The sequence below is a fragment of the Salinicoccus halodurans genome, assembly GCF_900114445.1.
Taxonomy (GTDB): Bacteria; Bacillota; Bacilli; order Staphylococcales; family Salinicoccaceae; genus Salinicoccus; species Salinicoccus halodurans.
In genome coordinates this window covers 213,915-227,695 of record NZ_FOTB01000001.1, presented here as the reverse complement: position 1 = coordinate 227,695, position 13,781 = coordinate 213,915, and the positions used below count along the sequence as shown (strand labels likewise).

General features: G+C 47.6%; 12 protein-coding genes. 5 read left to right on the top strand and 7 right to left on the bottom strand.

The window, feature by feature from the left end:
- Positions 1–139: 139 nt before the first annotated feature.
- The 5 genes from BM271_RS01090 to BM271_RS14065 form a co-directional block, all read right to left on the bottom strand.
- Complete coding sequence (locus BM271_RS01090; RefSeq protein ID WP_046789799.1) at positions 140–886, bottom strand: hypothetical protein; 747 nt, start codon at positions 884–886, stop codon at positions 140–142.
- Between the two features lie 164 nt (positions 887–1,050).
- A complete protein-coding gene (locus BM271_RS01085) occupies positions 1,051–2,481 on the bottom strand; it encodes an APC family permease (protein ID WP_046789798.1) in 1,431 nt (476 codons plus the stop codon).
- A 377-nt stretch (positions 2,482–2,858) separates the two neighbouring features.
- Positions 2,859–4,484: an SLC13 family permease gene (locus BM271_RS01080; protein WP_200795309.1), complete on the bottom strand. Its 1,626-nt coding sequence runs from the start codon at positions 4,482–4,484 to the stop codon at positions 2,859–2,861.
- A 140-nt stretch (positions 4,485–4,624) separates the two neighbouring features.
- Complete coding sequence (locus BM271_RS01075; protein ID WP_234960359.1) at positions 4,625–6,013, bottom strand: YfcC family protein; 1,389 nt, start codon at positions 6,011–6,013, stop codon at positions 4,625–4,627.
- A gap of 232 nt (positions 6,014–6,245) precedes the next feature.
- Positions 6,246–6,410, bottom strand: coding sequence for a hypothetical protein (locus tag BM271_RS14065; RefSeq protein WP_200795308.1), 165 nt, complete (start codon positions 6,408–6,410; stop codon positions 6,246–6,248).
- 132 nt (positions 6,411–6,542) lie between these two features.
- Between BM271_RS14065 and BM271_RS01070 the strand changes: the two genes are divergently transcribed.
- The 3 genes from BM271_RS01070 to BM271_RS01060 all read left to right on the top strand — a co-directional run bounded on the left by BM271_RS01070 (position 6,543) and on the right by BM271_RS01060 (position 9,633).
- Positions 6,543–7,844, top strand: a complete 1,302-nt coding sequence (locus tag BM271_RS01070) for an acetamidase/formamidase family protein (protein WP_046789796.1) — start codon at positions 6,543–6,545, stop codon at positions 7,842–7,844.
- Positions 7,845–7,998: 154 nt separating this feature from the next.
- Positions 7,999–9,054, top strand: a complete 1,056-nt coding sequence (locus BM271_RS01065) for an LLM class flavin-dependent oxidoreductase (protein ID WP_046789795.1) — start codon at positions 7,999–8,001, stop codon at positions 9,052–9,054.
- A 12-nt stretch (positions 9,055–9,066) separates the two neighbouring features.
- Entirely contained in the window at positions 9,067–9,633 is a 567-nt protein-coding gene (locus BM271_RS01060; protein ID WP_046789794.1) for an NADPH-dependent FMN reductase, read from the top strand.
- Between the two features lie 104 nt (positions 9,634–9,737).
- On the opposite strand, the gene BM271_RS01055 is transcribed toward BM271_RS01060, so the two are convergent.
- On the bottom strand, positions 9,738–10,712 hold the full coding sequence (locus BM271_RS01055; protein ID WP_046789793.1) for an LLM class flavin-dependent oxidoreductase: 975 nt from the start codon (positions 10,710–10,712) through the stop codon (positions 9,738–9,740).
- A gap of 87 nt (positions 10,713–10,799) precedes the next feature.
- Positions 10,800–12,578, bottom strand: a complete 1,779-nt coding sequence (locus BM271_RS01050) for an SLC13 family permease (RefSeq protein ID WP_046789792.1) — start codon at positions 12,576–12,578, stop codon at positions 10,800–10,802.
- Between the two features lie 275 nt (positions 12,579–12,853).
- On the opposite strand from BM271_RS01050, the gene BM271_RS01045 reads away from it, so the two are divergent.
- Positions 12,854–13,069, top strand: coding sequence for a hypothetical protein (locus BM271_RS01045; RefSeq protein WP_046789791.1), 216 nt, complete (start codon positions 12,854–12,856; stop codon positions 13,067–13,069).
- A gap of 72 nt (positions 13,070–13,141) precedes the next feature.
- Positions 13,142–13,615 carry a glutathione peroxidase gene (locus BM271_RS01040; protein WP_046789790.1) on the top strand — a complete coding sequence of 158 codons (474 nt, stop codon included), beginning with the start codon at positions 13,142–13,144 and terminating at the stop codon, positions 13,613–13,615.
- Positions 13,616–13,781 lie beyond the last annotated feature (166 nt).

The following is a 13,781-nucleotide window of genomic DNA, read 5'->3' as shown; positions in this document are numbered from 1 at the left end:
CTCAATATCTACTGTAAATATACCATCTGCAGCAATTTCAGCTGCGAAGTTATCGCCAACATCCGCATTAGAAGAATATCTGAATTTTCCATCCGGTATTATAATTAAAAAACCTCCATTACGGAGGTCTCAAATTCCATTATTTACTGGTCGTGACGAGTTCGTTCTCTACTGAAGAGTGATCGTCCGGCGGCATGTCTTCCAGTGTTTCCAGATGTTCTTCTGCACTCCCCATATATTTAAGGCTGTTTTCTGTATGGATATCGAGCAGTTCTGTGTGCATTCCTGAATCACCGGACCCATTCATCAGTTTAAACTCGATCAGAGCGAGTGTCCTGTTTGATATCGCGAGTGAAAGGTCTGATTTCAGTTCTTCCACTTCTGCGTTATGCTGTGTTGAAAAGTAGTCGGGTACCTTGATGCTTTGCACCTGTTGCTCGAGTCCCCGGTAGTCTTCATGGAGGGTTTCGAGTGCTTCCGCCACTTCCTCATTACCGATACCGTTCCGGTGATAACGATTGTACATCGGCACAAATGAACGGTTCCATATCTTTGTGATCTCTGAATGTATATCATTCACTTTTACTGCCAGATCGTCTATGTCAGTCACTTCATCAGCGGTGTGTTTAATCATCCTTGTACCGCCAGTGACCTCTTCTGATGCAGCATGATCAGGCCGGCTGTATTCTGCATTGTCGTCCGACAGAATGGTTTCACCTGCTGTCTCTTCCCGATTACCTGAAGTATCCAGCGGCAAACTGTAATGGTCCATCGTGATAAGCTTCGGCGGCTTTGCCTGAAAGTCCTCCTGCTTTACACTTTGATCCGCATCCTGACTGCAGCCGCATAAAAAGACGGATGCGAATATCAAAAATTTCGCTTTCACTTTTTTCGTCTCCCTAATTTAGAAAAATTGTCACGGTAATCGAAACATCATCGTCCATTGTAACATGCCTGTAATATTAACAAAAGAATTATCTTGAATTAGAGATGATACCGGAACATAAAAATAACACCCGGAATAAAAACCGGATGCTATTTTACCATCAGCTATTCACTCTTTTTCTTCAATATCAGATAATCCAGTTCCTCTTTAGTCATTGAATTCAATTTCTTATACTGGAACATGAAGAATATCGCTCCAAGCACAACCCATGCACCGAGTGCAATGTAGGATGGGGCCGTCAGTGACGCCGGGGAATTCGGATACAGCAGCAGCGCGAGGAAAACGACTGATATGACTGCACCGAGTCCGCCAAAGATGACATAGAGCAGGTTATAGTTTTCTTTCTTCCTGAAGAATTGCACAGCCACAAGGCTGGTCACCAGGAAGGCGACGGATACACCTGTCGAGGACATATCAACGATCCAGCTGAGTGCTGTCCTGCCGAGCCAAGGCGCCGCGAGACAGACCGTCATTACGAAAAGCACCGCGACATACGGGGTTTTATTCTCCTTATGCAGTCTGGAGAATATTGGCGGGATGAAATTTGCGCGGCCAAGCGCAAATAAAAGCCTTGATGATGACATGAAGAAACCGTTGAGGCCTGTAAATATACCAAACGATATCGCAAGGGCAAGGAGTATCATGCCGAAGGCGCCCATTGATGACTGGACGACAGAACCTGTGACCCAGAATGCGCCCCCTATCGCTTCCTGGTCCGGAAAGATCCATGATGTGACGAGAATCATCAGGACGTAGGTAATGAGGGATGCCATGATTCCGAAAACGATCAGTTTGAAAGTCTTATCCGGACTGAATTTAAATTCTTCGGCAGCCTGCGGGATGTTGTCGAATCCGACATACATCCACGGCGCAATCGCAACGATCAGTATGATGGATGTCCATATGCCGCTTTCATTGTTGAATAAAGGCTGTGCATTCGCGAGGGAGAATTCCCCGACGAAAAATGATCTCACAAACAAAGTGGTTACGACTGCTGCCATGAACAGACAGAATATGAACTGGATATTTCCGGAAAGTCCGCTGCCCTTGATGCTGATATAGGCAAAAATAATCAGTATCAGTGACGTCAGCAGAACCTCCATTATATATACATCCCATCCTGCGATTGAATACATATAGCCTATTTCCAGAAAATCAGGGAGTATGAATTTGAACAGCAGACTGAATGCACTGGCGTTAAGCGCAACGACGCATATGTAACCGAGTGCTAAAAACCAGGATGCGATGAAGCTGATGTTCCTTCCGAATCCGACATAGCTGAATGCGAACTCCCCTCCCGAAACCGGAAATTCGCTGGTCAGTGCGCCGTAGGCCACAGCGATGATCAGCATCAGAAGCCCGCCGATCGTAATTCCCAGAGTGGATCCGAGTGTGCCTGAAGAGATCAGCCAGTCTCCGGGAAGGATGAATGCGCCCCACCCGATGCTCGATCCGTAGGCTATCGCCCAGATGAACCGTTTCGACATCGTGTTCTCAAGCTCTTCGCGTTTAAAAGCGGTATTATTTTGTACCATGGTTGATATAAACTCCCCTGTTATGTTTACTTTATTTTATAGATTATATCCTATCAGAAGGAGAAGTAAACGTAAAATGGTGTTTGAAGCAGATAAGTGGGTAGAATACCTGTAAAGCATGAATTGGAGGAAGCGCAATGTTAAAACATCATTTGATGTAACATAACCATACTGTCGACGGTTGCGCTCACCGGCTGTTCAGGTGATGATGAAAATATAGAGACATTTGGGGCCGGGGAATGGGCGCAATACCGGATGTACTCTGATAAAAATGCTGTGATGGATTCCGGACTTGATCCTCTGGTATATAAAAGATAATACCAAAACGGACCCGCTGCATTATTTTGCAGCGGGCCCGTTCCTTCTATATATATTCATTACTGATTGCTGTAGTTCATCAGATCTATGCCAAATATTAACGGCATCAGCAGGTAGACGAATCCTACAATCAAAATGACCGCAATCACATTCAGGGCGAATCCTGTTTTCGCCATTTCCTGAATGGATATTTTATTTGTACCAAAGACAATAGCGTTAGGTGGTGTCCCCACCGGCAGCATGAATGCGCAATTTGCAGCCATCGCAGCAGGCACCATCAACGTCAAAGGGTGTACGTCTATTGCGATTGCCAGTCCCGCCAATACCGGGATGATCATCGTTGCCGTAGCCGTATTGGACGTGATTTCTGTCAGGAAAAGGATTACCAGTGAAACTATCGCGATAATGATTATGATATGCACACCTTCAACTTTTGTCAGAAGTTCACCGAGCCACTGGTCCACGCCTGTTTCCACAATCGCCGCAGCCAATGCCAGTCCGCCTCCGAACAGAAGCAGCACACCCCAGGGGAGCTCCCTTGCGACCGACCAGTCCAATATGCGTTTGGACCCTCTTTTTGTCGGCAGCAGGAACAGTATCACTGCTGCCAGCATTGCGATGGATCCGTCTGTGAGCATTGAAGTGAATTCGATGTTTTCCCAGATGAATCCGCGTGTGATCCACATGAATGCAGCGAACAGGAAGACGATCAGCACAAGGATTTCCTCTCTTGAGATCTTACCCAGTTTTTCCAGTTCAGTTGAAATGATCTTCCGGCCGCCGGGCAGCTGTTTCATATTATGCTTGAACGCAAAGTAATTCATATATGCCCATGCGATACCCAGGAATAAGATGACGATCGGCACACCGAACAGCATCCATTGTGCAAAACTGAGATCTACCTCAAATATCTCTTTCAGCTGACCTGCCATGATGATCAAAGGCGGCGTACCGATCAGCGTCCCCAGCCCTCCGATTGTACCGGCGTAACCAATTCCCAGTACCAGGGACTTCTCAAAGAGTTTCAAATCGGCCTCAAGACCGGGTTCCGTAAGAGAGTTGGCTTCATTGATGATTGCCATGCCGATTGGAATCATGATCATGACCGCTGCCGTATTACTCACGAACATGGACAGCATGCCTGTTGCAATCATAAACCCTAAAAGGATTGTCGCAGTTGTCGTTCCGATTGCGTTGATGATCGAGAGTGCGATACGTGTATGTAAATTCCATCTCTCCATTGCCAGTGCAATCAGGAAACCGCCCAGGAACAGGAAGATTATATCATTTCCATATGCACTGGTCGTCGTACCACTGTCCATGACGCCCCCCATCGGAAACAGGAACAGCGGCATCAGGGAAGTTGCAGGAATCGGGATGGCTTCAGTGATCCACCATGATGCAATCCACAATGTTGATGCAACGACGAATACTCCGGCACTATCCAGACCGTCTGTCTTCAGGAACAGAAGCGTAAGTATGAAGAGCAGCGGCCCCAGAATCAGCCCCACCAGCTGCATACGGTTATAGGACTTCTCAGGCCCTTCATCATTCTGAGTTGAATAGCTCCCTTTTTCAGCATGTTTCTTTGATTCATTCACACTGAAAAACTTCAGCAGGGACTTGGTTTTTTTAGACTCACGCCATAAATTATCATATGACTTCCTCACTTTGGAATCGCTCACAATAAACCTCCTAGAAAAGTAAACTTAATATCTTAAAAACATTATCATATTTTCAGAAATTTTACTATATTTTATTTCACAAAAGCAAATAAAAACCGGAGAATGGCATAAACCATCCTCCCGGTTGCATATGCATATTATTATAAAGGACCCCAGTTGATCAGTACGCCGACCGCAAGGATGCCTGCTGCGATGACCGACCATATGACGAACAGCGGAAGGAGCCATTTAGCCCACTTGATCCACGGCACACCCGCCACGGCAAGACTGGCCATGAGCGGACCTGAAGTCGGATAGATGCTGTTGGAGAATCCATCACCGAACTGGAATGCCTGGACAGACACCTGCCTGGTCACCCCGATCATATCGGCAAGCGGTGTCTGTACCGGCATGATGATTGCCGCCTGGCCACTTCCAGATGGAACAAAGAAGTTGAATATCGAGTTTGCGATGAACATTCCGATAGCGGACAGGATCGGAGTCAGAGCACCTAGCGGCGCTGCGAGCGCACTGACAAGTGTATCGAGAATGTTCCCCTGCTCCATGACGACAAGCACTGCACGCGCCACACCGATGATCAGTGCACCGTAAACGAGGTTCTTACATCCTTCAAGAAATGTAAGGGTCAGTTTATTGTAGTTCATTCCTGCAATGATACCTGATACAAGACCGATGACGACAAAGAAGGCAGCCATGTGATCGGTCGTCCATTTGAACTGTATGACGGCAAACACGAAAAATGCCAGTGCCAGGCCGACCCACGACAATATCAGTTTATGACGCGTGGTGAACGGCACATCCACTTCCGCTTCTTCATCGTTCTCTTCAAGGATTCCCATCAAGCTTTTATCGGGATTTTTCAAAAACCTTTTCGCATACGCCCATGTATACCAGATTGTCACGCCTACAAGGAGGACGAATGCAATCACACGCAGAAGCATCCCTGAGAATAAAGGTAACTCAGCAATCGAATGGGCCACCCCGACTGTATATGGATTCAGAAAACCTGCGGAAAATCCAATGAATGTCGCCCCGAATGTAATCGCGACTGCAACAATCGCATCAAGTTTCAATGCACGGGCCAGCATCACGCCTATCGCAACAAACGGAATGACGGAATTGGCCACGGCACCCGTTGCCCCGCCCAGTGCAAACAGAATGGAGATGACGGCAATGAGCATGAACTCCCGGCCCCTCATCCTGTCGACGGCACTCATAATACCGCCTTTTATCGCACCTGATTTTTCAATCACTTCAAACATCCCTCCGGCAAAAAGCACCAGGAAGATCAGCCCTGCGGATTCAACCATCCCGGTCTGGAGCGCAAGGAATATATCCATCACCCCCACCGGGTTCTGCTCCGTTACCTCATATGTACCGGATACCACACGTTCAATGCCGTTCACTTCCTCCCTCTCAAAAGCACCTGCGGGGACAATGTATGTAGCAATGGCTGCCGCAATCAGGACGATGAATAATATGACATACGTATCCGGCATTTCCCATTTTTTCTTATTAAGACCGTTCATTTCTTCACCCTCACTCAAATTTTATTATAATGCATATTATTACATAATTATTCAAATTGTGAAAGAATTATTTGAAAATATAAAAAAATGCACTGCCGGGACGGCAGCGCATTAATCAGGAATATTTTTTATAAGGCTGACAAGAGGGATGGGAGTACAATACATGTACGGCCTTCAGATTACTGGAGGTGTATCTGAGGCTGATTACAATATAACAAGTGAGTATGAAGATTCATTTAAGGAATTGTAAATATTGTGTAATGAAAAATTTTTCTACCCCGGCAACCGCCTGTGCAATCAGCCCATCAAATGTGCGGACATCCACTTTCTTTCCCAAATTGATTTTTAAGTGGCCGGCCTTCGTCCACAGTTGAACTTCGGCATTCATATCGTACATACCGCCACTCCTTTGTTTTGCATTCTCAGCATACAGGATATCCTACATTTCCCTCAGCATAATGAAAGCCCTTTCTCTGATATCGTGATAAAATGGAAGAACCAATAATATATTCGGGAGGAGTTGTGTTGAATGACAAGTCATGATGCCAGACACACTGTCTTTGTCGACGAATTTACCAACGGCATTTTAGATCCGGAAGAAAAAATGCGCTATACCGTCAAGAACGGTGGCCATATTGTAGCAAACACTGCACCGGGCTGCTGGGGGCCGATGATTACGCCTGAACTGAAAGGCGGCCATGAAGTGACGAAACCGGTTTTTGTGGAAGGAGCGGAAGTCGGGGATGCAATTGCAATCCATATCAATTCGATCCGAGTGACTTCGGACGCCACCGCTTCAGGTAACGATAAACCGATGGAAGGCAGATTCACGGGTGATCCCTTTGTTGCAGGAATCTGTCCGAACTGCGGCGCAAAAAATCCGAAATCCAAAATAGAAGGTATCGGCCAGGGTGCGGTGCGATGTGCGGAATGCGGAGAAGATGTCACTCCGTTTACCTTTACAAATGCTTATACGATGGCTTTTGATAAACACAGGACGATGGGACTGACACTGAACAAGGAGAATGCGGAAATCATTGCACGGGAAGGTAAAAAATATATGTGCACTCCTGAGAATTCGATACAGAATCCTGTCGTGACTTTTGCACCTCACGACATCGTCGGTGCGATGGCACGGGTGATCCCCTTCCTGGGTCAGCTGGGGACAACACCTTCACGTGCCTTCCCTGACTCCCACAACGCCGGAGACTTCGGTCAATTCCTCATCGATGCACCGCACGATTACGGCCTCACCGAAGAACAGCTTGAAGACCGTACAGACGGTCACATGGATATCAACCGCGTCCGCGAAGGGGCAACATTAATCTGCCCGGTCAAAGTCCCGGGCGGTGGAGTATACCTTGGTGATATGCATGCTATGCAGGGGAACGGAGAAATTGCAGGACATACGACTGATGTGGCCGGCATCGTCGATCTCCAGGTTGAAGTCATTAAAAATGTCACTCTGGAAGGGCCGGTGCTGCTCCCGCTTGCAGAAGACCTTCCGCCGCTCGCAAAACCGTTTACAGAGAGTGAAATCAGACGGGGCAGGGAGCTTGCACACAGATGGAATATGGCTGAAGTGGAAGAGAGTTACCCGGTTTCCTTCATCGGCACCGGCGCCGATCTGAATGCGGCAACAGAAAACGGCATGGAACGCGCAGCAGCGCTCTTCAATATCCCAGTGCCTGAAGTGATGAACCGGGCGACCATCAACGGTTCCATCGACATCGGAAGAAACCCCGGTGTAGTTACTGTGACATTCCTCGCGCCCAAATCCTGCCTGAAGCAGGCGGGGCTTTGGAATACGGTCAAAAATGCCTATCAGTGACTTTTCATATCAGTGTATCCTTCAACTAAGGGTACACTGTTTTTATTTCAAAATAGATTCATACTTTCGGACTATCCCGCTTTCGATGCGTAAAACCTCTGTCTTCTATATAATAAAAGAATACCAGGTTACTTAAAAAAAGGAATGAATGCAGATGGAACAATACAGGATTGATAAGGATTATGGTCTGGAGTTCGGCCTCTATACGCTGGGGGACCATCTCCATAATCCACACACCGGGGAACGGATTTCCGCCCGGCAAAGAATAAATGAAATCATAGAGACCGCCAGGCTTGCGGAACAGGCAGGCATCGATCTCTTTACCGTGGGAGAAAGCCATCAGGAGTTTTTCACAACCCAGGCCCATTCCGTTATCCTCGGTGCCATTGCGCAGGCGACAGATACAATAAAGATCGCAAGTTCGTCGACAATCATCAGTACACTCGATCCCGTCCGTGTATATGAGGATTTTGCGACGATCGACCTCATTTCAGACGGCCGGGCGGAAATCATTGCCGGACGGGCTTCAAGGGTCGGCAACTTTGAACTGCTCGGCTATGACCTGCATGATTACGAAGCACTTTATGAGGAGAAGTTCGACCTGCTCAGACTGATCAACGAAAACCAGGTCGTCAATTGGGAGGGGGAGTTCAGAAAGCCGCTTCGGAACGCTGAAGTCCTCCCCCGTCCCAAAAATGGCTCGATGCCGATATGGAGAGCAGTCGGCGGACCGCCGGCCAGTGCTGAAAAAGCCGGACGTGCCGGCGTACCCATGTTCCTTGCGACGCTCGGTGGCCCTGTTTCATCATTTAAATATTCCATCGACGTCTACAGGCAGGCGGCCGCAGAAAACGGGCATGACCCCGCCTCTCTCCCGGTGGCGACTGCAGGATTCTTCTACACGGCCGAAACCACGCAGCAGGCCCAGAAGGAAATCTATCCCCACATCAATGAAGGGATGATGCGCACTAACGGCCGGGGGTATCCCAAGCAGCACTTCGCTCAAGGGTCGCACCCGAAAGATGTCATGAATGTCGGAAGCCCTGCAGAAATCATAGAGAAAATCCTCTATCAGCATGAGGAATTCGGCCATCAGAGGTATATCGGACAGATGGATTTCGGGGGCGTCACTTTTGACAAGCTCAAGCGGAATATAGATATCATCGGTTCAGAGATATTGCCGGCAATCAGAAAGCACACGAAGAAATAGGAGGCATCATTTATGAACATTGTACTTTTATCCGGTTCCGTTGCGGGCTCCAAGACGAGGACTGCGATGGAATATGTAAAAGCAGCCTTTGAGAAAAACCATCCGGAGCATTCTGTGACACTGCTCGACCTGGCTGATTATGATATACAATTCAGCGACGGCCGCAACTTCATGGATTACGGCGGGGATACAGGAATGCTCACAGAAAACATCATGGATGCGGATGCACTTGTCATAGGCACACCCATTTTCCAGGCTTCAATCCCCGGCACGCTGAAAAACGTATTCGATCTGCTGCCGCAGGACGGATTCCGGGATAAGACCGTCAGCATGCTCGCCTCAGCCGGTTCATCCAAACATTTCCTGATTCCTGAAACCCAGTTAAAACCGATACTCGGTTATATGAAGGCCCAGGTTCTGCAATCCTATGTATTTATAGAAGAGCGCCATTTCTCCGGCAAAGAAATCATCGATGATGATGTCATCTTCCGCATCGACAGACTTGCAGAAGACACGCTCATCCTGGCGGAGACATATCAGAAAATCAAAGAGGAAAAAGAAGCTTCGTACGGCTTCTGATGCACAGACAGGCGGATACCCCGGTGGATATCCGCCTGTCTGTTTTTTATAATCCTGAATCTTTAAGTAACTCTGCTGCGGTTAATATCACCTGCACCATGTAATTACCGATAAAGTTCAATCACGCGTTCGAAGGATCTCTTCTTCTCTTCCCAGTCATGCAGGTTGCACAGCAACAGCCAGTCCTCACACTGATAGATCTCTCTGTAATAATCCAGCTCCCTCTTGACTGTTTCCGGCCCGCCGATGATCATCCTTCTTTTGTTGCGCGCCACTTTTTCCTTTTCCTTCTCATTCAATGCAGCCATGCGTTCCTGTGCCTCTTCAATATCCGGCACCCGGCTGTCCAATCCCTTTTCCACATTCAGAAGCCAGGCGTGCTGGCTTGCTGCAAGCTTTTCTGCATGGGCATCGTCTTCTCCGCATATGACAAATACACATGCTTTCGATTTCGGTGCTTCAAGCAGCCCCGGTTTAAAGTGTTCGCGGTATGCTTCAAATGAAGCCCCGCCCCTGTCCGGTTTGATGAAATGGCCGAATACGTATCCAATCCCCATCCCTGCTGCCAGCTCTGCACTGTTCTCCCCCAGTCCCAGAGCGTACAACTCAGGTTTCTCCGCCGTTCTCGGAGCCGGTCTGATCCGCCCTTCCCTGTTCAGGTAACTGACCAGATCCTGAAGTTTCCCGGGGTATTCACCCATCTGATCGGATTTGAAATCCGCCAGCCTGCTGCGGAGAAACTCACCGCCTCCGGTTGAACGGCCGACGCCCGCTTCTATTCTCCCCGGGAATAAAGACTCCAGCTGCGATATTTGTGCAGCCACTTTATATGCACTGTACTGCGGCAGCAGAATGCCGCCGCTGCCCACTTTGATCTTTTCCGTCCGTGCTGCTGCAGCGGCCATCATGATTTCAGGAGAACTCGACACCATGCCCCGCGTGGCATGATGTTCTGCAAACCAGTAGCTTTCGTAACCTAAGTTCTCGGCATGACGCACCATCTCCATCGTATGCGCCGCCGTTTCCTCCGCAGTCTTCCCTTTCGGCTGCGGCATCTGATCCAAAATACCAAGTCTCATTCAGTGATGCTCCTTCGACTCCGTCTTAATAGAGGAGAAATAATTTCTTTCCCTTCCAGTATAACGCTTTTGAATTTTAGAACCATATTAGAACCATACTGTATATATGATGAAAGTGGCCGTGATCATCGTGATCGTTGACAGCGGCACCCCGACTTTTATATAGTCTGTGAATTTATACCCGCCGGGCCCGTATACGATCAGGTTCGTCTGATAGCCGATCGGTGTAATGAAACTTGCGGAACTCGCGACGGCTATCAGCACGATGAACCCCACATAATCAGTGTTCATCTGTTCGGCTATTTCAAGCGCAATCGGAAACATGAGCACCGCTGCCGCACTGTTGGTAATCAGTTCGGTAAAAATGTTGGTCACGATATATAAAATGATGATGATGCCGATGATGCCGAATGGCCTTCCAAAATCCACCATGCTTTCGGCTATGAGCTGCGCTAGGCCGGACTGGGTCAAAGCGGCTCCGACGCCGAAAGCACTCGCAATCAGCAGCAGCACATTGACCTGTATATAGCTGAATGCCTCTTTTGCATCGATGAGTCTGAAGGCAAGCAGGATGATCACCGCAATCAGCATGGCTTCAAACATGGTAAGGAGCCCGAAAGTGACGGAACTGACCATGGCGAGCAATAAAGAAATCGCAATCCATCCTTTCACCCGGCTCTGCTTCAATGATTCCGGCGGCGTCACAGACGTCACGACGTAGAAGTCCGAGGAATGCAGATGCTCCTCCAGAAATCTTTGACCGCAAAGCATCAGTAACGTATCACCCGGTTTCATGATGATGTCCCCCACCCGGCTTTTGATCCGTTCATTATTGCGGTGGACCGCAATGACGCCTGCATTGTATTTATTGCGGAACATCGAAGACTTCAGCGAATGCGCCACCATCGAAGACTGATGGGAGATAACCGCTTCCACAAGGTAATTGTCCCCGTAGTTCAGACTCTCCAGCGTATCATTCGTTCCCGTATTGACATTGACACCTTTCTGCTTTTGTATTTCAGCAATCGTATTGAGCGTTCCGGAAAATAGAAGCTGATCCCCTTCCCGGATGACGGTTGTCGGTGTCACCGGGAAAATGCGCTCCTCACCCCGGATGATTTCAATGATGTATACATTTTTGAATGAAGTCCCGGAGGCATCGATGATATGCGAACCGATATAGTCGAAATCCTTCTCTATCACCGCTTCGGCCAGGAATTCCTTCACTTCTTCACGAATCTGTTCCTTTGCCCCCAGTGTGCTCGGGAGCAGTGCATATCCCACAGTCAGAATATAGATGAGGCCGAATATGGTGATCGGCACGCCCACGACGGACAGCTGAAAGAATGAGAAGCCGTCAAGCCCGGCCTGGACCAGCAGCCCGTGGACAATGAGAGTCGTCGAAGTTCCGATCAAAGTCACTGTGCCGCCGAGTATGGTCATATAGGACAGCGGAATCAGGAATTTGGAAGGCGAAATGTCATTCTTCTGACACCAGTTTTTTATAATCGGTGTCAGTGTGACAACGATCGGTGTATTGTTCAGGAAACCTGAGGCAAAAGCGACGGGTGCAAGCAGTTTGAACATCGACTTCCGCGGACTTTTGCTGTCCCGGAGAATTTTATTGACGAAGTTTTCTATAATACCGTGTTTTTGGATCGCCCCTGCGACGATGAACAGCAGCAGCACAGTCAGCATTCCGACATTGGAAAAACCGCTTAAAGCCTGCTCTGTTGAAATCACACCTGTAAGCAGGAATATGACGAGAAAAGAAAATACGGTGAAATCTGCACGCATCACTTCAAACAGCAGCAAAAGCAGCATGATTACGATCATCGCTGCCACAAATATCATTTCCGCGGTCATCGTCATCCCCCTTTTCGTGGTGAGAAATCATTATTATTACATCACATGGTAGCACAGACATACAGAGTCAGGAATAACTTTTCTGAATCTTAAGATTAATATATAATCCTATTTTTATCCATTTATACGATTGGAATTTTTCAAATACTAGCTTATGGAAACGTTTTAATTGTAATTTTTCCATTTTAAATGATTAAAATTCTCAAAAACGGATATCTAACAATTATTCACTTAAAAACACGGCAGATGAACAAGGAGAAAAAGGAGGCTTTGGAATGGAAAAGTATTCAAAAGAGGATATCAGCAATATGCTGATGCTGAAAGGACAGACATCGATGCTGAATGTGCCGCGAAGATGCAGTCATGCAAACATCGTGAAGAGTTATCATAAAGGCACCCCGTATAAATATGTCTGCACCGAATGTGGAATGCCGAGCAGGAACCGGGGCGCATTTTTCAAATATCAGAATTCCGGCAGGATGATCCATTAGGCGGATGATTTGGCTGCCCTGCTCAAAACGGTTATATTGTTAAGTATAATCGATATGGACAGGGGTTTTAAAATGAGCATTTATGATATAAGTGTTGTAAAAGCGGATGGAGAGGCATACGGACTGGGTAAGTATGAAGGACGACCGATGCTGATCGTCAACACTGCAAGCCAGTGCGGTCTGAGGGGCCAGTATGATGAACTTGAGTCTCTCCATCAGGAATATAAAGATGGGGGACTTGTGGTGCTCGGCTTTCCGTCCAACCAGTTCAATAATCAGGAGCCGGGTACGGATGCAGAAGCGGAAGAAGCGTGCCGCATCAACCATGGTGTCACTTTCGACATCCATGAAATCATTGATGTCAACGGAGCGGATGCCCATCCCCTTTTCAATCATTTGAAAAGCGAAGCAAAGGGTACCCTCGGAGATAAGATCAAGTGGAATTTCACAAAGTTCCTGGTAGACAAAGAAGGCAACGTCGTAAGACGTGTTGCGCCAACCACCAGTCCGCTTAAAATGAAGAAAGATATTGAATCAGTATTGTAAATTGAATAGTTTATGCATACAATTATAATGGCATTTACTTTACTTTAAAGTGGCGAGGTACTATATTCTATGTACATCACATTAGTGGTGTTACACATTTTACCTCCCCTAAAATATGACTCGGCCGCACCCGGAATGGTGCGGCCGTTTTATTTGAATACATGGA